The sequence below is a fragment of the Paenibacillus sp. cl123 genome (genome assembly GCF_900101595.1).
Lineage (GTDB): Bacteria > Bacillota > Bacilli > Paenibacillales > NBRC-103111 > Paenibacillus_G.
Map to the genome: position 1 here is coordinate 233,116 of NZ_FMYY01000006.1, position 24,621 is coordinate 257,736.

Below are 24,621 nucleotides of genomic sequence, written 5' to 3' on the forward strand. Positions count from 1 at the left end.
ATCCTCTAAAGCGCGGGCAAGCAAAGGGATTGACTTTCGTACCGGCGTGCTTGATAATAAAAGCAATAAATTTTTGGAGCGCTCCCAAATTGTGAGGTGCAAGATGAAGCATACGCTGGAATCCATCGCAGGCTTGGCGGGAGTGTCGAGAGGAACCGTGTCCCGTGTGATCAACGATCAGCCGGGCGTGAAGCCGGAAGTGCGGGAGAAGGTGCTGGGCATCATTGAGCAGACCGGCTACTACCCCCATCCCCAGGCGAGAAGCTTGGCTGGAGGCAAGACCGGCAATATCGGGGTGATGGTATTCGGGCTCGATCCCAATTTCTTGACGCATCATATTTTCTACGAGGTGCTGCAAGGGATTCAGACGGATTCGGCCGCGTACGATTATGATCTGCTGCTCTTCGCCAACCGCAGCCAATCCGACCGTGAATATTGGAAACGCATAGGCACGAGGCGGAAGGTGGACGGGCTTATTATTATGGGCGAAACTATCCGGGAGGAGTATTTGCAGTATTACCGCCAGCAGCATATTCCTTATGTGCTTGTGGGCAAACGGAGCTATGAAGGGCTTCCGCTCGCCTGCGTAACCTCCAACTACCGCGGCGGCGCTTATCAAGCGACCCGGCATCTGCTGGAGCGGGGAAGAAGCCGGATTGCCTATATCGGGGGGCTTCGCGATACGTATCACGAAACGGAACGGTTTACGGGATATAAGAAAGCGCATGCAGAGTCCGGGTTTCTTCCGGACAGCTCCCTGGTTATGGACGGCAGAGCCGATCAGGGAGAGGCTCGCAAGCGGATGGGACAGCTGCTGGACAGCGGAGTCCGGCCTGACGCGGTGTTCGCGGCCAATGACTTGATGGCCTTCGGAGCGATGGAAGCTTTATTCGAGCGGGGTCTCAGAGTGCCTGAGGACGTAGCTGTCGTAGGTTATGACGATATCCAGGCTGCGCCCTACTTTACCCCTCCGCTTACAACGGTTCGTCAGGACAAGATCAGACTTGGCCGGGAAGCGATGGGGCTCTTGATGGAGCTGCTGCGCGGTGACCGGAGTCCGTATGAAGCGAAGGATATAGTTATCGAGAATGAGCTGATCATCCGGAAAACGACGTGAGAGAGCCGGCAGGGAAAACGAGTCAGAACTGCCTCGGAGCAAGCCGGGGGAAGGTCCATAGAGGGAAAATTCAGTTGGAGGAAAGTTGTTAACAATGAAAAGCTCAACATGGAAGAGTCCTCAGGCATGAGCCTGCATCAAAATAGAAAGTAGGAGAACTGGAAGGGCTATGACCCATCCGTTCTTTTTTGGGCAAACTGGGAGCGCTCCCAATAATGGAGAGGAATGAGAAAGCGGATGAATTCACAGAAACAGGTTGAGGTAGCCGTTCTAGGCGGAGGACCCGCAGGAATAGCGGCGGCGATCAGCGCGGCGAGGGGCGGAGCCAAAACGATTCTTGTCGAGCGTTACGGATTTCTGGGCGGCATGTCTACGGCTGCGCTCGTATATCCGTGGATGACCTTTCATTCGGCGGCCGGGGAACAGGTTATCCGGGGGATCGCTCAGGAGATCGTCGACCGGTTGATGGCTCTGCAGGCGTCGCCCGGGCATCTGCGGGATACGGTGGGCTTCGTTCATACGCTGACCCCGTATAATCCCGAGGTGTATAAAGTGCTTGCCTGCGATATGCTGCACGAGGCGGGGGTGGAGGTGCTGCTCCATACGTCGGTGATCAGCGTCAATGCCACCGAGGGATGCATCAAGAGCGTGCTGCTGCATAACAAAAGCGGGCTTGTAGAGCTTAAAGCTCATACTTATGTCGATGCTACGGGCGATGGCGATATTGCCTGCCTGGCAGGGGCGCCCTGGGAGCAGGGGAACGATGGACACAAGGTACAGCCTATGACGATGAAATTCCGGATGCGCGGGGTAGATCTGGCCAAGGTGAAGCAGTACATGCAGGCGAATCCCGCAGAGTTCTATGAAAAATCGCTGGTGAATGAGCTGGACCGGCTGCCGCTTACCGGGGTGATGGGCTTCTACAGTCACTGGAAAGCGGCGAATCTGCCTATAGAGCGCGAGGGTCTCTTGTTCTTCACGGGTCCCCATGAGGATGAAGTGCTGATCAACGTATCTCGCATCTCGGGACTGGACCCGACGCTTGCCGAGGATTTGACGAAAGCCGAGATCGAGGGTCGCAAGCAGGTGCTGCTGCTTGAGGCATTTTTCCGTCAGCATATTCCGGGCTTTGAGCAAGCCAGCGTTTCGGCAGTAGGCACGCAGATCGGGGTCAGGGAAACCCGTCGCATCCTTGGTCGGTATGTGCTGAGCGGCGAGGACGTGCTCGGCGGAAGAAGATTCGACGATGTGATCGCCCGCAGCGGATATCCGATCGACATTCATAACCCGGAAGGCAAGGGCGTGACGGCAAACTTCATCCGGGAGGGCGGGGCCTACGATATTCCTTACCGGAGTATCGTGCCAAGGCAAGTGGATAACCTGCTGCTCGCCGGACGGTGCATCTCGACGACCCATGAAGCTCAGGCGACCACCCGATTAACGCCGAGCTGTATGGCTATTGGCCAGGCTGCCGGCGCGGCCGCCGCCTTGGCGGTCCGCTATGAGTGTGCCGCTGCCGATGTGCCGGTGCTGGAACTGCAGCAGCGCTTGCTGAAGGCTGGGGCCGAGCTTGGCATCCGTGACGGGATCGATGGCGGAGAAAGATTGATGGGAAGGGGAGACAGGAAGCGTGAATAAGGTGACAATTTCGAGAGAGCATACGGTGCTAGCTTTTGCCGGCGAGGAGTGGAACAGGCTGCTTGACTGGAGCGAGCGGCATGCAGGGCGCATGCGCGCTGCTGGTATCGACCGGGCGGACGCCCCTGAGCAGGTATGGATCGGGACATGGGACGACTTGAAGGACTGGAGGCCGGACTTGGCGCAAGCCGCCGGGTGCGGACAGTCCCGTTACTCCGATGATTTCGTCGTGCTCCGCACCAGGCATGGGCTGGTTTTGTCGGGCAAGTCGGAGCGGGCGACCTTGTATGCGGTGTACGAGTACGCCCGAGAGCAGTGGGGACTGGGCTGGGTGTATCCGGGCGAAGCGCCGGCTGTCTTGGGACCTGCTGCCTGGCAGGAGAGTCGGGGAGCGGATGCGCAGGGAGCGGGCAGCAGGGAAGCGAGCGCCCCCGTACGAATTCGTGCTTACTCCCCGCGCTTGGAGCGAAGAGGTTTTGTGTTCGAGACGATCAATGAACCGGATTATTTGAAGGCGATGGTTGACTGGCTGGCCAAAAACAGAGTGAACGAACTGTTTTTCACCTTCTCCTTGTGGGATCAAGTAGGGGGAGAGCTGGCCCCCGAGATCGCGAAGCGCGGTATATCCGTCACGCTTGGCGGCCACAGCCTGATGTTCTTCCTGGAGAAGGGGAGGGACAGGTATCCGAATCAAACGGCGGCGCATCCTTATACGGCCAAAGCACAGGTGGATTTCAAGGATGCGGTCTGGCAGGAGCTTCTGCTCCGGGACATGATCGCTTATTGCCGGGATGTGTCGAATCTGTCCCGCATCTCCTTGTGGCCCGAAGATAAGGCGGCTGATAAGGAAGGCTTTCTGAACGCTTACCTTCGGTTTACCGAGAAGCTGGACGCCGGTCTGCGCGAGGCCGGTCTGCCGGTCTGCGTGGAGCATATCGCCTATAACGCCGGACTTGCATGGGGAATGCTGGAGCGCCGGGACGCCGAGCCCTCAAGGGATGTACATACGCTTTGGGCCTATTGGGGCCGGGATTACCGGTACGGCTATGAGGATAGCCCGCATGAATCGGACCGGCGGGCGAAGCGGGCCTTGCTGGAGTGGGCGGATACGACCGGGCAAACGGGGCGCGAGCTGACGATCTTTGAATATTACAGCGATCATTTTATGCTTTCCCGGCTGTTCCCGTTCATGCCGAGGCGCATCATGGAGGATGTGGCTTTCTACGAACAGCTTCAGGTGCATGGCATCGTCGATCTCGTCGTTCCTTACCGCGGGGAGGACCCGTATCCATGGAGATGGGTGCATGGCTTTAACAGCTATGTTTTCTGCCGGGCGTTATGGAGCGACGACCTGGAGGGAATTCTTCGCGATTACTACGCGTATTATCCGGCGGCGGAACGGGCTGGCGTACGCGCCTTGTTCGAGGAGCTCGAAGCGCAGCTGGGCCAGATTACGTACTGGAACATCCCGTTGTTCCCGGCGAGAGTAGTCGATGTGGATAAGGCCGAGGCGACGGAGGAGCAGAAGGAACGAATTACGGCTGCTTTGGCCGGTATTCAGGATGCTGTCCGGCGTGCGCTGCAGCAGGCGGGCTTGCCTCTGGACAATGAAGCGCAACGATTCGGACAGCATATTGTGGAGCTCGCCGGAAGCCTCCGCAGCCGGTGGCTGGCGAAGTAGCCCCGAAGCGACGGACGGGCGGAGAGCTGGCGCGGAACCGGGAGAGGAAAGGGGAAAGCCTGGAAGAAGGCTTGGAAGGAGTGATGTCCCGGAGGATGTACAGTGTATGAAGGACGCTAACCGAGGTGTTTTTCAAATTTGGTACAGGGGTGAATTGTGAATGAAGAAAAAATATAGCAGCCGAGCATTGTCTTTTTTAATGTGTCTTGTCCTGTTCTTCCCCATGCTGACGCTGTCTGGGGGCGCTTCGGCAGCGAGCGGGGAGAGTCAAGGCATCGTGAACGCCGGCTTCGAGCTGGAGCCCGAGGCTGACGGGAGCATACCGGGCTGGAGTCTCGTCACGACGAACGCGATTAGCACTGTGGCGGCCAGCACTTATCAGGCCCACGGAGGAATCCGAAGCCTGCACTTCCGCAATCTCACCGATAAGGAGCAGCTGCAGGTCACAAGCGGTATGATTCCGGTAGTACCAGGCGCGGAATACAAGGCGCAGGCATTTGCTTATGTCATTCAGCAGTCCCACAGCATCGGCTACGAGGTTCATTATTTCAATGACAAAGCGGCCAAGGTCGGTACGGCAACGTTCATCAACTTCGCCAAGGGCAAGCTGCTGCTGAACGCGTGGAATGAGCTTGCAGTTCCGTTCAAGGTACCTGCGGATGCGACTCAAATTCAGCTGCGCTTCAATTCGGGCAAGGCGGCGACGACTGAGGCGTATTTCGACGATGTTTCCATCGAGCGGGTCGATCAGCCGCAGGCTCCGGAGCTTGCGAAGGAAGTATTGAACCCTGGCTTCGAAGAGGAGCTGTCCGGCGGTAAAATTCCGCAATGGATGACGGACCCGGCCACATCGGGCAGCATGACGCGGAGTGCGGAGCAGGCGCGCAGCGGCAATTACAGCCTTTATTTCGAGGATGCGACGGCAGATGCCCAAAGCTCGGGCTTCCGCGTGCTCACGAACCGGATCGAGGTGACCCCGAAGACGACGTATATCGCGTCAAGCTTCGTGCATGTCCTCCAGCAAACGCATAATATCGTCCTGGAGGTCCATTATTATAACGATCAAGATACGCGCCTGGCGGTCAAGCAGGAGCTGTTCTCCGGCAACACGCTCGGGACGGGCAAATGGGCCGAGATGAAGATGCTGACGCAGGCGCCGGAAGGAGCGGCCTATGCCAGAATCGGTCTGTATTCCGGCGGCGTCAGCTTGACCAAGGCGTATTTCGACGATGTTTCTCTTACGGTGCTGCCGCCTGAAGAGCCGCTTGCCCGCCAATACGGAGCGCTGGTTGATCTCGGTCCGATGGTGAATGTCAATCTGGGCCAGGCAGGGGCTGTCCAAACGAATGCGCAGGGCGAAAATGAAGTGTATTTCGTCACCAACGGCTTGCCCGGCACTTTCTACGTGGTGGACGCGGAGACGGGCGCGCGCAAGTTTACTCAGGATATTCCGAACACGGAGGCGACCTGGGCGATGGCGGTCGGCTCGGACAAAAATGTTTATTTTGCCGGAACGGGCGACGGGACTTTATACCGCTACCTGCCTGCCGAGCGTCGGGTGGAGACGCTGGGCTACAACACGGCGGATAATTGGGTATGGGATATCGAGGAGATCGACGGCAAAATATACGGGGGCACCTACAGTCCGACATCGGACGGCAAATTGTTCGAATACGACACGACGACCAAGCAGTTCCGCAATTATGGCACGGTCCAGCCCGGACAGCAATATGTTCGCGGGATCGCCGTCGACGAGGACTACATCTACGCGGGATTGGGAACGACGGTCCAGCTGTTCAAGGTAAATCGCGTGACCGGCGAGAAAACGGAGATCCAAATTCCAGGCCATACGGGAGCTACCAATACGATAGCGGATGTGTTCAAGGTTCGGAACAAGCTGTTTGTCTCGGTCAGCACAATCAATATGGTCGTCTGGGATTTGGATACCGGCACGATCGACAGTAGCTTCCAATACAGCAATATGATCTCGGAGCCGTCTCCGGCCGATCCGGACTTGATCTATTATAAATATTTGACCAAGCTGTACCAATACAATATCAGGACCAAGACATCGACGGAAATTCCGCTCGCTGTCCCTCTCCCGGATACGACCCGTGTGAAGGATATGAGCTGGATTCAGATGACCGGCGGAGAGAAGGCCGGGAAGACGGTGCTGGCAATGGTTACGCAGTATGGCGAATACATGCTGTATGACCCTGCCGATAACTGGATGTCCTTCGTCGAGCTGAAGATCGACCCGCAGCCGGTCCGCATTCAAGGCATAGAGCGCGGCTTCGACGGCAGGCTGTACTTCGGCGGCTATCAGCGGGGGATGAGCATTTATAACCCGTTCACGAATCGGACGGATGTCAATATTTCTTCATTTGCGCAGCCGGAAGGCATCGGGTTTATGAACAACAAGGTGTATTATGGCACGTATGTCGGAGCCGTGATGTACAGCTATGACCCGGCGAAGCCCGTTCAGCTGAATCAGAACCCGGAGCTGGAATACCAAGTAAAGCATCAGGACCGGCCGTTCGCCATCACGTCGGGCGATAACAAGCTGTTTGTCGGGACAGTGCCCGATTACGGATATTTGGGCGGGGCGCTGGCGGTCTATGATGAAGCAAAGGATACCTGGAAGCAATATGATCAGGTTGTGGCGAATCAAAGCATCATCGGCCTGGCGTATAAAGATGGACTCCTGTACGGCGGCACCTCGGTATGGGGCGGACTGGGCATCGATCCTTCCGAGCCGGCGGCCAAAATTTTCGTATGGGATGTGGCAAGCGGTCAAAAAATCGACGAATTTACGCCGGCCATCCCCGGCATCGACCAAGCGCCGCGCATGATCGGCGAAATCTCCTTCGGACCCGACGGGCTGCTGTGGGGCGCGGTGGACGGAACTATTTTTGCCATGGATGTGGCGACCAAGCAGGTCGTGAAAAGCAAGCTGATCCAGCCAAGCACGTATAATACGAGCAAATGGATGCCGTTCCACCTCAGATGGGCGCCGGACGGGATGTTGTACACGACGCTGTCGCGGAAAATTATCGCGGTTGATCCTGAAACGCTGCGGTATAAAGTCATCGTGAATGATTTCTTGAACAGCATGACTTTGGGCATCGACGGCAGCATTTATTATGCTCCGGACGCCGGAGTTTCCTTATCCCGTATCGCGATACCGGAGACGGATGCGACGCTGTCCGCTATCTCGATCGACGGAAAGCCGCTGGAAGGCTTTTCGCCAGGCGTGCTTAACTACAGCCATCCGCTGTCTGCCAAATCGGAGGTTCAAGCGACGGCAACCCAAGCGGAAGCCGTCGTATCGACGGAAGTGCTGCATGCTTCCGAGGCAACGGTCATCCGTGTGTTGGCGAAGGATGGCAAATCGAAGCTGGCATACAAGATTGCTTGGAAGAAAGAGACCGGAGGGGAGCCTGGCGGAGATCCTGGCGGAGATCCTGGCGGCAATCCGGGCGAGAACCCGGGTGGTAACCCAGGAGGGAATCCAGGCGGAAACCCGGGTGGCAACCCTGAAGAGACGCCGGAAGACTCGACGCCGGGGCAAGCTTCCGGTGGAACGCCGCAGGCGCCTGTCCCTAACGAAGCTAACGAACAGAAGGCTGTGATCGATCAGAAAGAGCTGCAGAAGGCCGCCGAGAACGGAAAGATAGCCATCTCCGTTTCCGAGAAGTCCCGGCAGGTTGTACTGCCTGCCAACGCGGCCGAAGCGATCGGCTCGAACCGTTTGGCGATTGAAGCCGCCTCCTGGGCTGTCGAGATTCCTTCCGGCCTGCTGCGGCAGTTAACGAGCCAGGTGCTTGCGGCTGAGCTTGAGCAAGGCTCTATCGTTCTGGAGGCGCAGCCTGTGCCTGCGGCCGAATCCGGGAAGCTGATCGCTCAGCTTCAATCGTCCAAGCAAGCCGTCATCAAGCTTGCCGGCGAGGTGATGGACTTCAGCTTTTCCTTCGTCAAGAAAAATGGCGAAGCCGTCAGCTTGGCGGCGTTCGATCCGCCGATGACGCTGAAGCTGAAGGCGCATGCAGGCATCGACGCCAAGCGGGCGGGCGTCTATTATGTGGCGGACGATGGGACACTTGAGTACGCGGGAGGCAAGCTCCTGAACGGAGAATGGACCGCGGACATTCATCATTTCAGCAAATATGCGGTATTGGAGCTCAAGAAGTCGTTTACCGATGTACCCGATGCTCACTGGGCGAGCGATATCATAGGCGGGTTAACGTCCAAGCTTATCGTGTCAGGCACGAGCGATAAGACCTTCGAACCGGAGCGGGCGATCACGCGCGCCGAGTTTACGGCTTTGCTCGTCCGGGCGCTGAAGCTGACGAAGGGCGGCGAGCTGACATTCGAGGATGTGGAGAAGGGTGTCTGGTATGAGCAGCCGATAGCCATTGCGGTGCAGGCGGGCATAGCTGCCGGGGAGAGCGAAGCTGTCTTCAACCCGAACAGCAAGCTCGCCAGACAAGAAATGGTCACCATGCTGATGCGTGCGTATGCGGCTATCCAGGGCGTCCAGCCGGACGGCAGCCAACTATCCGCATTCGGCGACGAGTCATCTGTAGCTCCGTGGGCCCTCGAGCACGTAAGAGCGGCAGCTGCGCTTGGACTCGTGGAAGGACGCGAGGCAAGCCGCTTCGTTCCGGACGGCATCTCGACCCGGGCGGAGGCGGCAGCTATGCTGGAGCGGATCTTGCGGGAGCGGAAATAACCTAAAGTCTGCGCCGGGCAAAAGCCCTCCATACAGCTAAACAAAGAAGCCGTTCCTGTCGCCAACCGAGGCGAGGGAACGGCTTGTTTGCGGTTGCTGGGCAGGAGCTTGTCCTGTTCCTAGTCGGCATACTCCACGTTATGGTACACCTGCTGAACGTCTTCCAGATCCTCCAGCGTGTCGATGATTTTGTCGAATTGAACCTGGGCGTCTTCCGGCAGCGTGACATAGTTCTGAGCGAGCATCGTCAGCTCGGCCACGGTAAATTCCGTGATGCCCGCCTGACGGAGCGCCTCCTGCACGGCGTGGAACTGCTCGGGCTCGGCGTAGACGAGCACGTTATCCTCTTCCTCTTCGATGTCCTTCACATCCACATCGGCTTCGATCAGCAGCTCCATCACTTCATCCAGCGACTTGCCCGCTACGCCGATGACGGCCGCAGCATCGAACATATAAGCAACGGAGCCGTTAACGCCCATGTTGCCGTTGTTCTTGCTGAACGCTGCGCGCACAGCGGAGGCCGTGCGGTTCACGTTGTTGGTCAGCGCGTCCACGATGATCATGGAGCCGTTCGGGCCGAAGCCCTCATACCGCAGCTCTTCATAGATTTCGTCGGAGCTGCCCTTGGCTTTGTCGATCGCGCGGTCAATAATCGCCTTGGGCACATTGTACGTCTTCGCCCGCTCCAGCACGACCCTCAGAGCGCGGTTGGACTCGGGGTCCGGCTCGCCCTTGCGGGCGGCTACGTAAATCTCCAGCCCGAACTTGGCATAGATCCGGCTTGTATTGGCGTCCTTGGACGCCTTCTTTTCTTTGATGTTATTCCATTTACGACCCATCTCGAACCTGCTTTCTTAAGTAATATTCTCCGCTCTATTATAACCGATTTTCTGTCCGGGGTGAAAAGTTTAAAGCTTAACCTTCCGTTAATGAAAAATGCCTTCTCCGTTAACATAACCGATGTACAGTGGAAGGGTACATAACCATAACCTTCTAATCGGAAAGGGGATCATCCATCCCATGACAAGCAAAACGATGATAGGCGCTTTATCCGCCATCCTGCTCGCCGGTGCCGCATTCCAAGAGCCGGCCTCCGCCGCGACCCAAGAAAAATCCGCTGTAGTCGCCGATCAGGTGCAGTACAGCTTGAACGGTACGGCAGTGAAGCCGGCTCTGCCGGCGGTGAATGTGGAAGGCAGCTTGTTTCTGCCCGTACGCGCTTTCGGCCAGCTGTTGAACAAGTATGTGGATTGGGATGCTGCGACGCAAAGCGTCCTGCTGACGGACAAGCCCGAGCTGATAGGCAAATACGAGCTGAATGCGCCCGATCTGGCGGACGGCATCAAGATGAGCGTCGGCTCCTCGCTGACCCATCTGCCGGGCGATCCGGACAATGTGTTCTATTCCACGGCCGACCGCGGCCCGAACGGCGAAGTGCCGGTGGACGGCGAAGTCCGCCGCACCTTCCCGCTTAGCTCCTACACACCGTCGATCTATAAAATTCAGGTGGACAAGGGCGAGATCAAGATTCTGGAGACGATCCCTCTGAAAGTGAACGGCGTGGACCCGGTATCCCAAACCGCTAACATTACGGGCCTGTCCAATGTGGCCTCCCGCGACGAGAAGCCTTATGACAAGGAAGCGAAAACCTTGCTTAGCTACGATCCGTACGGCCTCGATATCGAAGGCATCGCCTACAATGCCAAGGATGATACCTTCTGGATCTCCGAGGAGTATGGCCCGAGCATCGTGCAGGTCAAGCGCGACGGAACGATTATTCAGCGCATCGTGCCGGCAGGCATGAAGGAGCTGCTCGATTCTCCGGCTGTTCCGCTGGTGGACACGATTCCGGCGGCCTATCTGAACCGCCGCTCCAACCGCGGGATGGAGGCGGTCGGGATTACGCCTGACGGCAAGTGGATGTTCGCGGCCATGCAAAGCCCGCTGCGTAATCCGGATAAGAAAACGGATAACTCGCGGGTGCTGCGCATCCTCAAGTTCGATCTGAGCACGCTGAAGCCGGTCGCCGAATACGCGTATGTGTCGGAGGATGCGGGTCAATTTCAAAAGCTGGCTCAGGCGGACATCGTTATCTCGGATCTGATAGCGGTAAACGAGACCACCCTGCTCGTCGATGAGCGGGATAAGAATGCGGGCGAGGCGGCGCAGCTCAAGCGCATTTATTTGACCGATCTGTCCGAAGCGACAAATGTGCTCGGCAAGTATGATGACGCGCAGGCGGCAGACAAGACGCTGGAGCAGATGAGCATGGACGAGCTGGCTCAGCAGAGCATCCGCTTCCCGGCCAAGCGTACGGTGCTTGACGCGGTGGAGTTCGGCTTCCCGTTCGAGAAGATCGAAGGGATCTCCCTGGTGAACGGCAATGTGCTGTCCATTCTGAACGATAACGACTTCGGCGTGGCAGGGGATGTCGGGCCTGGCAACGGTACGCTGCTCTGGCAGTTCAAGCTGCCCTATTCCATTAAGTAGCATAGAGCGGAAGGAGGAGGCGAAGCGTCAGCTCGCCTCCTGTTTTTGTCGCAAGAGCATAATGTAAGAAGAGTGAACGCGAGAACATAGGCTAGTTCCACGTTTTTCCATTGCATTGTTCTATCAATCATGCTAATATCTGATTTATCTACTAGGAATAATAAGAATTAAATATCATCTACCGGACAACCGGAGACGCATCCTTAAGCAGTAAAGGCGTCTTTCGGTTGTTTTTGTTATTACAGCAAGCATAAAAGCTCCGGTGAATGTGCGATTTCTTGTTAAACGCGAGACTTCTAAATAGAAGCCGTGAGGCGTTTATCCTCGTTCCTCGTTCCTCGTTCCCGGAAGCTTAACTTCAAGAAAAGAGGGCTGAACATGCAGTACCGGAGATTGGGAAAAACAGGATTGAAAATAACCGAAATCAGCTTGGGCACGATGGCATTCGGGCGCTGGATCGACGAGGAGGCTTCGGCCGGAGTGGTGGACCGCGCGCTGGACGCCGGCATCAACCTCATCGATACGGCTGATATATATGGAAGCGGTATGGATAACGGCAATCTGAGCCAAATCGGGGAATCCGAGTCCATCCTGGGCAGGCTGCTGAAGGGAAGGCGGGACGACGTGATTCTTGCCACGAAGTTTACCGCCAGAGTCGGTCCGGGCGTCAACGATGCCGGCCAAAGCCGGTACCATCTGTACCGCGCCTTGGAGAACAGCCTGCGGCGGCTGCAGACCGATCATATCGACCTGTACCAGGTGCACAGCTTCGACCCGGGGACTCCGCTCGAGGAGACGCTTCGCGCGCTGGACGACTTGGTGAAGCAGGGCAAGATCCGTTATATCGGCTGCTCCAACTATGCGGCCTGGCAGCTTGCCAAGGCGCACGGCATCAGCGCGCTCCACGGCTTGCACCGGTTCGAAAGCGTTCAGCCGGAGTACAGCCTTATCTCCCGGTCCATCGAGCGGGAGCTCGTCCCGTTCGTTCAGTCGGAGGAAGTCGGGGTTATCGTCTACAGCCCGCTTGGCCGGGGTATCCTGACCGGCAAGTATCGGCAGGATGAAGCGCCGCCGGAAGACTCCAGGCTGGCCGCCGGGGAGAAGCGGCTGCAAACGCTGCTGGAGGCGAATCCGGCTTATGCGCTGGTCGAGGTGCTCCGCCCGCTCGCCGAGCGGCGCGGCTGGACGCTGGGCCAGTACGCGCTGGCTTGGGTGCTGAGCCGCCCATCTATCACTTCGGCAATCCTGGGAGCGTCGAAGCCGCAGCATATCGAGCAAGGCGTCCAGTTTGCGGGTGAACGCCTGACGAGCGAAGAGCTCGACGACATCGACACCGCAGCGCGTTCCATCGGTCTGCACATCTAAATTCACGCCAACAAGGCTGGAGGGTATTTCTATGAGTCAAACGAAACGTCAGCTGCATCTCGGTCTGTTCCTGTTCGCTACCGGCTATCATCCCGCAGGCTGGAGATTGCCTGAGGCGCGCACGGACGGGGCCTTCGATCCCGGATTTCTGCACAGCACAATCCGGTCATTGGAGAAAGCGAAGTTCGACTTCTTTTTCCTTGGCGATGCGCTCGCTTCCAGTGCGGATATGCAGCATCAATTCCCTTCCCAGATGGTCAGGCTGGAGCCGTTCACGATGATTGCCAATCTCGCGGCCGTGACCGAAAACATCGGGCTGATCGTCACCGCCAATACGACTTATGCGGAGCCTTATCATATCGCGCGTCTGACCGCATCGCTGGATTATTTGAGCGGGGGACGCACGGCCTGGAATATCGTCACGGGCGCGGACGCGCGGGCTGCGCTGAACTTCAGCCGGGAGAAGCATTGGGATAATGAGAAGAGATATGATTATGCCGATGAATTCGTGGGCGTGGTGAAGCAGCTGTGGGATACCTGGGAGGACGAAGCTTTCGTAAGAGATAAGGAAAGCGGCGTGTTCGTGGATGGGAGCAAGGTGCATGCGATCAACCATGTCGGCGAGCATTTCTCGGTCAAGGGTCCGCTGAATGTGGCCAGGCCCCCGCAAGGGCAGCTTCCGCTGCTGTCGGCAGGGACATCCGAACGCAGCCAGGAGCTTGGAGCCCGCTTCTCCAATGTCATCTTCACCGGTCAGATCGTCATCGATGCGGCCAAGAAATTTTACGCCGGCATCAAGGCGAAGACGGCCAAGTATGGCCGCTCGCCGGAGGAATTATTTATTATGCCCGGGCTTGTGCCGCTCGTCGGGGTGACGGAGGAGGCTGCCCGCGCGAAGTATGTGGAGCTGAGCGAGCTGCTGGTCACGAACTTCGACCTGGGACCGCTGTCCGCGCGCATCGGCATCGATCTGTCGGGGTATTCGCTGGATGACCCGCTGCCGGAGCTGGAGCAGTCGAGCCTCCCCATAGAGGAAGTACGCAGCCTGGTGCGGCTCGCGCAGAGAGCCTCGGGCAAAGAGGAGCTGACGGTCCGCGAGCTGTTCTATTATTTCTCCGCGACGGCCAGAGGCCATCTGCTGATCGTCGGGGACCCGGAGCAGATCGCCGATCAGATCGAGGAGTGGTTCGTGCAGGAAGCCTGCGACGGCTTTAACATCTGCCCTCCGTATATGCCGGGCGGTCTCGATCTGTTCCTCGAGCATGTCGTGCCCGTGCTGCAGAGACGCGGGCTGTTCCGTACCGAATACGAAGGCAGCACATTCCGCTCGCATTTCGGCCTGGAGCGTCCGGCCAACCAGTTCGCCAAGCAAGGCGCTCTGCAGGAGAGTTAACCGGACGACGCTGCGGCCGGAAGCGGCCGTATTTTGACATAAGGGGTTAATCGCATGGGTACGAATAGGGTCAGAAAGGGGCGCCCCGCCGGCGTGCTTGCCGGTCAGGTCGCACTGATCATTGCGCTCCTGGCAGTCTGCGAGTGGCTGGTCAGGCAGGAAATTGTCGGCTCGTTATACTTGTCTGCGCCGACGCAGGTATGGAAAGAGGCAGTGGGGCTGTTCGCAGCCGGAGGCATCTACACGGATCTGCTGGTCACCTTGCACGAATTTATAGTGGGGTATTCAATATCGGTCGTGTCCGGCATCGCCGCCGGCATGCTTCTCGTGCTGGTGCCCGGGGCGGAGCGGTTCTTCCGCCCTTTCCTCTCGGCGCTGATGGCTGTGCCCAAGGTGACGATCATTCCGCTGTTGATGCTATGGCTGGGCATCGGCCCGTCTCATAAGATCGCCATCATCGTGTTGTTCTGCTTCTTCACGATCGCCTTCAATACGATTACCGGGATCAAGCAAACGCAGGAAAACCATCTGAGGGTGGCCCGCGTGTTCGAGGCGAACCAGCTGCAGCTGATCGTGAAGGTCATCCTGCCTTCCGCCGCTCCGACGATTTTCGCCGGGCTGCGGGTGTCTGCGGCGACAGGGCTTGTCGGGGCGCTGTACGGCGAGATGATCGCTTCCAAGAACGGGCTGGGCAATCTGCTGATCAAGGCGACTTCGTTATACAACACGGCGCAGGCGTTTGCCGTTATTGCGGTGGTGACGCTGGTCTCCGTCGGGATCATCTGGCTGATCGATCTGCTGGAGAAGAAGGTTGTGCTGAAGTGGAAATCATCCTAGGCATTTCGCAACCGCTGCATAAGGAATTCAATCAAAATTCGATAAGCAACCAATGGGGGAGTCACAGATGAATAAGCTGCTTCGAGCAGGGCTAACGATTACGAGCTTGGCGACAATGGTCATCGCCTCGGCATGCGGGGCGGCCGTCGATCGAGGGGCTTCCGGCGCTTCACAGGCGCAGGCAGCCTCAGCCAGCGGGGAGAAGCCGCTGGAGAAGGTCAGGTATGCGGCATTCAACGGAGTCAGCGGACTGGCGGTGCAATTCGGCGCGAGCAAAGGCTTTTTCAAGGACGAAGGATTGGACGTGGAGTTCATCTCCACTCAGGACCCGATCGCCGGTTTGACGAGCAAGGACCTGGATATCGCCGATGCGGCTACGACGAGCGCGATCATCGCCGGAGGGAAGGGGGCGCCGCTCAAGATCGTTTCCTCGCTGTTCCGTACGAAAGGCCCCTTCTACCTAATCGCCCGTCCGGACATTAATTCGATCGAGGAGTTAAAGGGGAAGAAGGTCGGAGCGGCGGCCTTCGGCAGCGGTCTTGACGTCTATACGCAGACGATATTGAAGAAGCACGGCCTGAGCAAAACCGATGTGACTTATCTGGCTAACGGCGTGAATGACGCCGCCTTCGCCAGTCTGACGAGCGGACAGGTCGACGCTACGATCATTCATGAGCCGTTCGCATCGCTCGCGGAGGCGAGCGGCAAAGGCAAGCTGCTGGCCAAGGGCTGGGATTACCTTCCGGATTTCCATACCGGCGTCATCATCTCGCGGACCGACTTCGTGGAGAAGCATCCGGAGACAGTGAAGAAGCTCCTGAGAGCTTACTTCAAGAGCCAGGAATATGCGAAGAGCCATCTACCGGAATACAAGGAATATTTCCTGTCCAAGGTCAAGGTGGACGCGGCCGCAGCGGACAAGGCGTTCGAGCGGGAGAATGTGCTGTGGGAGAACAACCCCAATGTGGACAAGCAGGCGCTGCTCTCCACGCAGCAAACCCAGCTGGAGCTGGGCCTGCAGGATCAAATCTATGACGTGGACAAGCTGCTGGACCTAAGATATATTCCGGGCAAATAAGGGGAGCGGAGGTGTCGTATGGCGGGATTTGAAATTAATGATGTCTCCAAGATATACGGCGGCTCCTCGCCTACGGAGACGCTAAGCCACATACAGCTGCATATTGAAGACGGCGAGTTTCTCGCCATACTCGGGCCGAGCGGCTGCGGCAAGAGCACGCTGCTGGACATCCTCGCAGGCTTGCAGCCGGCGTCCTCGGGCGAGGTGCTGTTCGAGGGTAAGCCGTTGACTGGCCCCGGCAAGGAGCGGGGAGTCGTATTTCAGGACCCGTCCCTGTACCCCTGGCGGACGGTATTCCAGAACGTAGAGCTCGGTCTGGAGATAGGAGGCGTTCCGAAGCCGGAGAGAAAGCTCCGGGTTCAGAAATATTTGGACCTCGTCGGCCTGAAGGGTTTTGAGCATAAGTACCCGCATCATCTGTCCGGAGGAATGCGGCAGCGTGCCGGATTGGCCCGGGCGCTGTCGAACAGTCCGAAGGTGCTGCTGATGGACGAGCCGTTCGGAGCGGTCGATCATCTGACCCGGCTGCAGCTTCAGGACGACCTGCTCACGATCTGGCAGGCGGAGAAGAAGACGGTTGTGTTTATCACACATGACGTGTCGGAGGCTGTGTTCCTCGGAGACCGGGTTGTGCTGCTGTCCCCGAGGCCGGGCCGCATCCGCTCGATTTTCCAGGTGCGTGCCAAGCGCCCGCGCAAGCGCGATGACGTGGAACTGCTGAAGATTCAGCAGGATATTTATGCAACGATACATGAGATCAAGACGGAAGAGGACTTGGAGTTTACGATCTAATCTAATCGGGAACAGAGGGAGTTGGAAGCTTCGATGTCGGTTTCGCATATTGTAAGCACGGACTGGGTACTGAAGCGCTTGGAGACGGGAGAGCTTGTGCTGGCGGATGTCCGCTTCTCCCCTAAGGACGCAGACTACGGACGACGCGCTTATGAACAGGGACATATCCCGGGAGCGGTGTTTGTAGATTTCAAAGCAGATCTGACAGCGCCTGCCGGCGAGCATGGCGGACGCAGCCCGCTGCCTTCGCCGGAGCGGCTGTCCGAGCGGTTCGGGCAGCTCGGGATAGACCGCTCCACCACGGTCGTCATCTATGAGGACGGCAACGGGCCGGCCGCGGCCCGGCTGTGGTGGGTGCTGCGCTACCTCGGCCATGACGATGTCCATGTGCTGGATGGAGGCTACAGCGCCTGGACGGCCGCGGGGCTGCTTGTCTCGGACGAGCTGCCGGCTCCGCAGCCCCGGCAGTTCGCAGCCGAGCCTCGGCCGCAGTTGCTGGCGGACGTCAGGGAGGTGCGGACGGCGGCGGAACGTCCGGGCACCGTGCTGGTCGACTCGCGGGATCTGAACCAGTACCTGGGGCTTGAGGCTCCTTTCGATCCGGTGGCGGGCCATATCCCCGGCGCTGTCCATTACTTCTGGAAGGATGCGCTGACGGAAAACGGTGCCTGGAAGCCGGCGCAGGACCTGCAGGAGCGATTCCGCGGCATCGCGGACGCGCAGGAGGTTATCGTGTACTGCGGCTCGGGCATTTCGGCTACGCCGAATGTGCTGGCGCTGACCGAGGCAGGGGTCAAAAATGTGAAGCTGTACGCGGGCAGCTGGAGCGATTGGATTTCGTATCCGGATAATCCGATCGCGACGGGGGAAGAGGGCGAGGCGTAAGGCCGTGCCGGACGCAGATTTGAGGGCTGTGACAGGTTGCCGGGAGGCAGGCTGTTGCAGCTCTCTTTGGATTTTTCTGCTAAAAGTGTGCAAACAAGAGGTTGGGTAAAGCAGATCGGCGGTAATTGCCTCAAGCTTAATCGTCAGGAATCGCGGCTTTTCTAAACTGAATTAATTGGTGCAAACAGGATATCCCGCACATCTGGGATTCGATGATCTGATCCAGATAAGTCCTGACCCTCTCAGCCACATTTATAACCCTCTGCAGATCCTCAAGTTCGGCTGCGGCGATAGATTGCTTGAAGTTCACGGTATCCTCGGAATACACGGAGCTTTGCAGCGCTTGAAGCAACCTGATTTTTAGCAAATGAGATCCACGGTATCGACGATACCGGTTGTCAGGATTGCGTTCAGCCGTTACATATCCCGCGTGCTCCCAGTAGCGGATCGTCGATTTGGGAACCTGCGTCAGTCTGGATACCTCGTTGATGGTGAACGGCTCTTCGGCAGACGGAGATTTATGCTCGTTAGCGGATATCCGAATATCCTGGATTAACCTCTCTACTTTCTTTTTTTCCTCGTACAAAGCGACTTCTTTTTCACGGACGATCCACATGGCATCTTGCGGCTTGTCCTGATGGATGCAGCGAAGCGCCTCGGCCGTCACTTCCATTCCGAATGCCGGGGCCATGGCTTGGATACACGACAGATAGGCCGCGTGCCGGTCCGTATAAATACGGTAGCCATTGGATGATCGTTCAGCTGGAGGTATGAGACCTCTAGCTTCGTAATTCCTTATCGTACTGGCGCTAATCATGAATTTCGCGGCCATTTTTTGGGGACTTGTCAATTCATCATCTCTCTCCTCATAGCAAAAGACCAAGATTAAACTTTATTATAAGGTTTTCTATAAAAACAGGTGATTTTCCTTCCGCTTTTTTGCTAAACCTTCGAATTGGCTTACAAGTTGTACAATGGAATTGACATGAAGAAAAGGAGGCGTTTGCTTGTGGAGAAAGAGTTCCCGATTTTCCGGCAAGACATGGCGATCGAAGAAATACGTGAGGTGGCCAACCGTTACATCGATTCCGAGTGGAAGTCCTTGTACGAATCCATGTATGAACAATTGACGGCTGCTTTTGTTGAGATCGAAGACGCGGCCTATGGTCTTTATTTGGATCAGCTTATGCCGTTCATATTCGAACAGCTGGAAGATGCCGGTTTCAGCGCTATGGAAAAGCTTGAAGAGAATGATTTCGTTATCGCCAAGCGCTTGGTTTTCCGAAACTCCCTTGAAAAATGGGGTACGGAGGATAACAGATCGAGAATATTCTGGAACGTAATCCATGACAAGCAAGGCAGCCCGATCGGCACCCTGCTCACGGAAATTCCCCACTCTCATCTAAAATTCGACATACCTTCAGCACCGGTCGTTTACGCTCTCCGGGAGACAATTAAGGAGCAGGTGGTGCAGGGAATCCGGCGGATTAAGGAATCAAGCTGAGTTTTGGAACCCCTTGCCTGATTCTGTGCTTAGCTAATGTGGTAAGGCCGCGGCCGCGTCTGACACGGATTAGAGGGCTGTATCAGCTTGCCGAGAGGCAGGCTGTTGCAGTCCTCTTTGTTTTTTCGCTCAACTGCTTGCACACAACAACACGGCGAAGCATCGGCAGAAACCACGGAACCAGCCACAGTGGGGCAGTTGAGACCGCATGAGCTGCCCATACGGGGGCTTTATTTCCATTTTAATACCCTGTAGAATCATACCTAATCATGATGGAAATTTAGCAGGAGGGACAAATTCATGAGAATTGTTGTCGCTGGAGCTACTGGAGCTGTCGGACGTTTGTTGCTCCCAAAATTAATTCGTGAAGGTCATGAAGTCATTGGAATGACGCACCACGAGAGTAAGAAAGCCGCCATCGAAAACGCGGGAGCAAAGGCATTGCTCTCTGACGTTTTTGACCGTGAGTCGCTGCGAACAGCATTGGAAGAATCCCGACCAGATGTTGTCATTCACCAATTGACTTCATTGAGCAGTCGCAATTTTTCGGAGAATACAAGGATACGCATTGAAGGCACGCAAAATCTAGTAGCTGCTGCCGTGGCCATTGGTGTTAAACGCATCATTGCACAGAGTATTTCTTGGGCGTATGAACCGGGGGAGGGAGCGGCAACAGAAGATGTGCCGTTACATGTGTCAGCCGCAGAGCCTCGAAAAACGACGATTGATGGCATACTGGCACTGGAGAAAGCGGTGACTGAACTACCGGAGCATGTCATTCTGCGCTATGGGATGTTCTACGGTCCAGGCACTTGGTATGCGCCTAATGGATTTATAGCTGAACAAATTCGTCAAAGGCAGGTCCCGGCAACGGAGGGAATCACTTCTTTTCTTCATGTGGAGGATGCCGCTGAAGCAGCGCTTTTAGCCTTGCGATGGCCATCCGGTCCAGTGAACATCGTGGACGACGAACCGGCAAAAGGAGTAGACTGGCTGCCGGTTTTTGCACAATCGTTAGGAGCGCCTGGGCCGCAAACTGTTTCGAGCGGCAATGATTGGGAGCGAGGGGCATCGAACAGGAAGGCCCGTGAGGAATACGGCTGGAAGCCGCTGTACCCGACTTGGCGGAAAGGTTTTGCCGATAGTCTGCGATTGCCCAGCTAACGGGGACGATAGTTCAGTTGTGGTTGCAAAATGTCTGAGATGGCCGTCGGCCTCGGTTTGAGCTCCACTGTACATCGGATACGGACAAAGTCCCATTGTACAGGGAGCTCTTGCTGGGCGATAAATCGGCGAGTGGGTTTAAGGGTTATAGCTTTCTTGCCTTGATTACAAAGGTTAGAGGGAGCATCTTTGCTTTTTTGGCAAAGCTGCCGCTGTTATCGTTCCATGATTGCATAATCTCATCATCGGGTTGCTCAATCATTTGCTCGATAACAAATCCCGCTTTCGCCAGCGCATTCACATAAGTGGATAGCTTACGGTCCGATAATGTCAGCACGCCTTCTCCGGCTAAATCCAGAGGCACCGAATACCAAGATTCATCAAAATAACATTTGTTGAAAACAAGCAGATTATTTTCGGCAACAACACATTTATGTATAGGATGAGACCAGCTGAAAATAAACACGCCGTCTTTTTTCAAGTAAGAAGCGATCCGGCGAAAAGTACCCTCAAGGTCGGTGGTCCAGCCTATGGCATAAATCGAATAAACAAAATCAAAATAATCCTCCGGTATGCCGCATTCTTCTTCCATGGGAGAACAAATCAAGTTTGCTGAAAGACCGCACGACGTCAGATGCTGCGCCGCCCTTTCGAGCTGTTTTTCTGATATATCGATCCCCCATAGCTCCGATGCTTTGCGTTCCCCCTGATACTGCAAGGACTGACCGTTTCCACATCCTATCTCCAACATCTTTTTCCCTGAGACATCACCGAAAAGCTGGCATTTTTCTTCTGAGATAGATCCTCCATAATGAGGAAGCACAATCGCTCCTAAAAAGTCATTTCCTTTTGTGCTCCAATAGAAGCTGTTTGTTTGATGGATACTATCTGGGTTCATCTTTATTGAGCTCCTCTAATATAGGTGTTGTTGGGGAGGAAACGTTCACGACGACGGGTTCGTATAGTCTGATTTCATCATTCCATAATATACGAGGTCTTCGAAGTTCTCCTGCTTTAGCACATGCTGCGGGAAAGTACCTTCGTATTTCATGCCGATTTTTATCATAACTTTATAGGATGCAGGATTTCTTGTCATGGCGGCAGCTTGAATACGATTCAATCCTAAATCTTCAAATCCAAATTGAACAATCCGTTTGGCAGCTTCTGTTGCATACCCTTGCCCCCAGAAAGGTTTCCCGATCCAATATGCAAGCTCAGCACGTTTATGTTTGAGAGAAACCCCCATACTCATATTTCCAATCAATGCCCCATCTTCTTTTTTTACGATGGCAAAAGCATAGTTTTCCCCTTTTTCAATAGATTGGCGTACCGCTTCAATCCACTTTTCAGCTACTCCGTCTGGATAGGGATAGGGAATGGAGAGGGTTGTACTTGCTACTTCTTCAGAGCCGGCTAATAGTTGAACCATTTTTGCATCGGTTAATTCAAAAGGTCGAAGAGTTAGACGATTGGTTTCAAAGGTGAGCGTCATATACTGCCATCCTCCTTAAACGTATAGGGAGCTTCCCGGCGACGGGAGGCTCCCCTTGTGGCGCATGCAGGTTGTTACTCCGCCCCGATCGTCAGTGACTCCCCTGGACGCAGCACACGCCCTTGCATTCCCCGTTCAGCCAGCTGCCTTACAAATGCTTCCGCATCCTGCCGTATAACCCCAAACGTATCGTAGTGTACGGGGATAGTTAAGCGGGCGCCGTACCATTCGGCTGCTTGCAGCGCATCGTCCGGTCCCATCGTATAACGGTCGCCGATCGGAATAAAGGCGACATCGATGGGAGCATGGCGTTCGCCGATCAGCTTCATATCGCTGAACAGGCACGTATCTCCGGCATGAAGGACGGTGAAGCCGCCCGCTGTGACGATATAGCCGCCGGGCATGCCGCCATAGACAATGCGCTTCTCATCGTCCACAATGATGCCGGAGCTGTGGAACGCCTGGATCATCTTGGCCTTCGCAAACCCCAGATCAACGGTTCCGCCCATGTTCATGTCGATTGTGCGCACGCCCTGCCAGGACATGTAGGCAGCCAGCTCAAAGGTGGCGACAACCGGCGCATCGTTGGCTTTGGCGATCAGATCGGCATCGGTAATGTGATCCGCATGCGCATGCGTCAGCAGCACCGCGTTCGTGCGAATGTCCTCGGGCGCCGTCACCGCCAGCTCGTTTCCTCTCAGAAACGGGTCGATAATCAGCGATTGCCCGCCTGAAGCAATCTGTACGCAGGAATGTCCGTGATAGGTTAGCTGCATGAATATTCCTCCTTCACGAGTGTGATTGTGTAGGTACAACCTATTTTATTGTAGCCGTATTTCCAGCCAATTCCTACTCCCCCTGCTGAACAAGTTGGACCGTCCTTCCTCTTCACAAAACTTGCGCATCTAATCTGCTCTTCTTTTAGCAATAAACGCAACAAATAATCTAAACTATCCGTCCATAGGGTATGGGATTATTTGGGCCCATTTAGTATAGTTTGGACAAAGCTGTGCTGAGAAAGATGATAGGTGATAAAGGAGAGGTCGACGTGCCGGCATATGAAAGTAAGAAGGCTCTTGCAGATGAAATAATGAGAACATATTTGTTACTGGATCAAGAGTTTGACGGGATTCCCATAGATAAAGAAGAGTATCGAACTGCAGAAGTCGACCGGACTCCTCGAGAAATGATTGCCTACCAGTTAGGATGGCTTAACTTGTTATTAGGCTGGGAACGCGATGAAAAAGCGGGAAAAGAAGTGATTACCCCATCTCCAGCTTACAAGTGGAATGAGCTAGGACTATTGTATAAGCATTTTTACGACACCTACGCAGGTCTTCCCCTAAATGAACTACGCCCCTTATTAAAACGGCGGGTGCTAGAGATTTGTGAATGGATCGAAGTGCTTGAAGAGGAGGATTTATTCGTTGCAGGAAGACGAAAGTGGACTGTAACCAGCGCAAATTGGCCTATGAGCAAATGGATTCATATTAATTCTGTCGCACCCTTCAAAAGCTTTCGGACGAAAATCAGAAAATGGAAAAGGATCGTAGGCTTATAGCCAAACCGGTATCTGATAACAAACGCCATTCCTTCGGCACAACAAGACAATACAATCGTATTTCCGGACTTTGACTCATTTAATGCTCGGGCCTATGAATATGCCAAATCCGGAGTAAGTAAAAATCAGATGCTAGACTTATTCTGCGCTACCCGCATGGAACTAATTGATTTGCTGCTAGAAGCCGGTGAAGATGCGATCAGGAAGCATGTAACCGTAAACGGAGTTAAGCTGTGTCCTCATACGGGAACGCCATACTCGGTGTTGTATATCATTCAAGAGTTTATCGAACATGATAATCATCATAAGGCTCAGAGCCAGCATTTTCTAAAATTGCGGGCACAATGCAAAGCCGGCGCGGTGCACGAAGAAGTTTTCAACGAGCCGGCAGGGGATGAGATTTTTTAATGACGATTACCGGAACGGTTCAACGAGGAAGTATTGTATGGATGCGGCCGCATTCTCAAGCAGGGCATAAGCAGTCCGGCTAGGGTCCGGCCATTGTGCTCTCGGATGGAATGGTTGATCTAGGCAACTCCTCATTTGCCTTCGTTGTCCCAATAACAAACCAGTCGAAGGGATATCCCTTCGAGGTGGCTATACCTTCTGGCAGAATTCAGGCTGAGTTAACTGGAGTAGTGTTGACTGATCAGGGAAAATCACTCGATTTGCATGCAAGGGATGCCGAAGTTGTTGGTCAAGAAGACCCGGCATCTACTTTCTTTATGCATATTATCACTAATGTTCGTTCTATTCTTGCTTAGGTCTGCGAATGACAGCAGACTTAAGGCAAGATACAGCGCAAGGGACTTTGTGAGAGGGCGAGAAGACGCGGGAATCGATTGACAGGATGTAGGGTCGCTTATATAATACCTATAATACATATTAAATA

21 protein-coding genes are annotated in these 24,621 nt (G+C 55.4%); 16 read left to right on the forward strand and 5 right to left on the reverse strand.

Going from position 1 to position 24,621, the window contains the following annotated elements; all coding sequences use genetic code 11:
* Positions 1-103: 103 nt before the first annotated feature.
* The 4 genes from BLR08_RS13010 to BLR08_RS13025 all read left to right on the forward strand — a co-directional run bounded on the left by BLR08_RS13010 (position 104) and on the right by BLR08_RS13025 (position 9,168).
* The gene (locus tag BLR08_RS13010) at positions 104-1,117 is read left to right on the forward strand and encodes a LacI family DNA-binding transcriptional regulator (protein ID WP_072329636.1); all 1,014 of its coding nucleotides are present in this window, start codon (positions 104-106) and stop codon (positions 1,115-1,117) included.
* A 237-nt stretch (positions 1,118-1,354) separates the two neighbouring features.
* Positions 1,355-2,755 carry an FAD-dependent oxidoreductase gene (locus BLR08_RS13015; RefSeq protein WP_072329637.1) on the forward strand — a complete coding sequence of 467 codons (1,401 nt, stop codon included), beginning with the start codon at positions 1,355-1,357 and terminating at the stop codon, positions 2,753-2,755.
* On the forward strand, positions 2,748-4,436 hold the full coding sequence (locus BLR08_RS13020; protein WP_072329638.1) for a hypothetical protein: 1,689 nt from the start codon (positions 2,748-2,750) through the stop codon (positions 4,434-4,436). The genes BLR08_RS13015 and BLR08_RS13020 overlap by 8 nt, the downstream gene beginning before the upstream one ends.
* Positions 4,437-4,596: 160 nt before the next feature.
* Positions 4,597-9,168: an S-layer homology domain-containing protein gene (locus BLR08_RS13025; RefSeq protein ID WP_072329639.1), complete on the forward strand. Its 4,572-nt coding sequence runs from the start codon at positions 4,597-4,599 to the stop codon at positions 9,166-9,168.
* Positions 9,169-9,287: 119 nt separating this feature from the next.
* Here the strand turns inward: BLR08_RS13025 and BLR08_RS13030 are convergent, their stop codons facing one another.
* Positions 9,288-10,007 (reverse strand): YebC/PmpR family DNA-binding transcriptional regulator, encoded by a 720-nt coding sequence (locus BLR08_RS13030; protein ID WP_072329640.1) that lies wholly within the window; start codon positions 10,005-10,007, stop codon positions 9,288-9,290.
* A gap of 181 nt (positions 10,008-10,188) precedes the next feature.
* Between BLR08_RS13030 and BLR08_RS13035 the strand changes: the two genes are divergently transcribed.
* The 7 genes from BLR08_RS13035 (at position 10,189) to BLR08_RS13065 (ending at position 18,008) form a co-directional block, all read left to right on the forward strand.
* A complete protein-coding gene (locus BLR08_RS13035; RefSeq protein ID WP_072329642.1) occupies positions 10,189-11,658 on the forward strand; it encodes an esterase-like activity of phytase family protein in 1,470 nt (489 codons plus the stop codon).
* 378 nt (positions 11,659-12,036) lie between these two features.
* Positions 12,037-13,023 carry an aldo/keto reductase gene (locus BLR08_RS13040; RefSeq protein ID WP_072329643.1) on the forward strand — a complete coding sequence of 329 codons (987 nt, stop codon included), beginning with the start codon at positions 12,037-12,039 and terminating at the stop codon, positions 13,021-13,023.
* Positions 13,024-13,054: 31 nt separating this feature from the next.
* On the forward strand, positions 13,055-14,416 hold the full coding sequence (locus tag BLR08_RS13045) for an LLM class flavin-dependent oxidoreductase (protein ID WP_072329645.1): 1,362 nt from the start codon (positions 13,055-13,057) through the stop codon (positions 14,414-14,416).
* Between the two features lie 54 nt (positions 14,417-14,470).
* Positions 14,471-15,253 carry an ABC transporter permease gene (locus BLR08_RS13050; RefSeq protein ID WP_072329647.1) on the forward strand — a complete coding sequence of 261 codons (783 nt, stop codon included), beginning with the start codon at positions 14,471-14,473 and terminating at the stop codon, positions 15,251-15,253.
* A 67-nt stretch (positions 15,254-15,320) separates the two neighbouring features.
* Positions 15,321-16,331 carry an ABC transporter substrate-binding protein gene (locus BLR08_RS13055; protein WP_083536994.1) on the forward strand — a complete coding sequence of 337 codons (1,011 nt, stop codon included), beginning with the start codon at positions 15,321-15,323 and terminating at the stop codon, positions 16,329-16,331.
* 18 nt (positions 16,332-16,349) lie between these two features.
* Positions 16,350-17,123, forward strand: a complete 774-nt coding sequence (locus BLR08_RS13060) for an ABC transporter ATP-binding protein (RefSeq protein WP_072329652.1) — start codon at positions 16,350-16,352, stop codon at positions 17,121-17,123.
* A 33-nt stretch (positions 17,124-17,156) separates the two neighbouring features.
* Complete coding sequence (locus BLR08_RS13065; protein ID WP_072329654.1) at positions 17,157-18,008, forward strand: sulfurtransferase; 852 nt, start codon at positions 17,157-17,159, stop codon at positions 18,006-18,008.
* Between the two features lie 136 nt (positions 18,009-18,144).
* Here BLR08_RS13065 and BLR08_RS13070 read toward each other — a convergent pair whose 3' ends face one another.
* Positions 18,145-18,858 carry a MerR family DNA-binding transcriptional regulator gene (locus BLR08_RS13070; RefSeq protein WP_083536996.1) on the reverse strand — a complete coding sequence of 238 codons (714 nt, stop codon included), beginning with the start codon at positions 18,856-18,858 and terminating at the stop codon, positions 18,145-18,147.
* A gap of 159 nt (positions 18,859-19,017) precedes the next feature.
* Here BLR08_RS13070 and BLR08_RS13075 point away from each other — a divergent pair, with 159 nt between their 5' ends.
* The gene (locus tag BLR08_RS13075) at positions 19,018-19,512 is read left to right on the forward strand and encodes a DUF6022 family protein (RefSeq protein WP_083536998.1); all 495 of its coding nucleotides are present in this window, start codon (positions 19,018-19,020) and stop codon (positions 19,510-19,512) included.
* Positions 19,513-19,812: 300 nt separating this feature from the next.
* Positions 19,813-20,676, forward strand: coding sequence for an NAD-dependent epimerase/dehydratase family protein (locus tag BLR08_RS13080; RefSeq protein ID WP_072329656.1), 864 nt, complete (start codon positions 19,813-19,815; stop codon positions 20,674-20,676).
* Between the two features lie 145 nt (positions 20,677-20,821).
* On the opposite strand, the gene BLR08_RS13085 is transcribed toward BLR08_RS13080, so the two are convergent.
* The 3 genes from BLR08_RS13085 to BLR08_RS13095 all read right to left on the reverse strand — a co-directional run bounded on the left by BLR08_RS13085 (position 20,822) and on the right by BLR08_RS13095 (position 22,944).
* Complete coding sequence (locus BLR08_RS13085) at positions 20,822-21,574, reverse strand: class I SAM-dependent methyltransferase (protein WP_072329658.1); 753 nt, start codon at positions 21,572-21,574, stop codon at positions 20,822-20,824.
* Between the two features lie 45 nt (positions 21,575-21,619).
* Positions 21,620-22,168, reverse strand: a complete 549-nt coding sequence (locus tag BLR08_RS13090) for a GNAT family N-acetyltransferase (protein ID WP_072329660.1) — start codon at positions 22,166-22,168, stop codon at positions 21,620-21,622.
* A gap of 74 nt (positions 22,169-22,242) precedes the next feature.
* Positions 22,243-22,944, reverse strand: a complete 702-nt coding sequence (locus BLR08_RS13095; RefSeq protein WP_072329662.1) for a metal-dependent hydrolase — start codon at positions 22,942-22,944, stop codon at positions 22,243-22,245.
* 272 nt (positions 22,945-23,216) lie between these two features.
* Here BLR08_RS13095 and BLR08_RS13100 point away from each other — a divergent pair, with 272 nt between their 5' ends.
* From BLR08_RS13100 to BLR08_RS31690, 3 genes are all read left to right on the forward strand, one after another.
* Positions 23,217-23,729 carry a ClbS/DfsB family four-helix bundle protein gene (locus BLR08_RS13100; protein WP_090586112.1) on the forward strand — a complete coding sequence of 171 codons (513 nt, stop codon included), beginning with the start codon at positions 23,217-23,219 and terminating at the stop codon, positions 23,727-23,729.
* 129 nt (positions 23,730-23,858) lie between these two features.
* On the forward strand, positions 23,859-24,137 hold the full coding sequence (locus BLR08_RS13105; RefSeq protein WP_143151539.1) for a hypothetical protein: 279 nt from the start codon (positions 23,859-23,861) through the stop codon (positions 24,135-24,137).
* A 95-nt stretch (positions 24,138-24,232) separates the two neighbouring features.
* Complete coding sequence (locus BLR08_RS31690) at positions 24,233-24,493, forward strand: type II toxin-antitoxin system PemK/MazF family toxin (RefSeq protein WP_256257545.1); 261 nt, start codon at positions 24,233-24,235, stop codon at positions 24,491-24,493.
* Positions 24,494-24,621 lie beyond the last annotated feature (128 nt).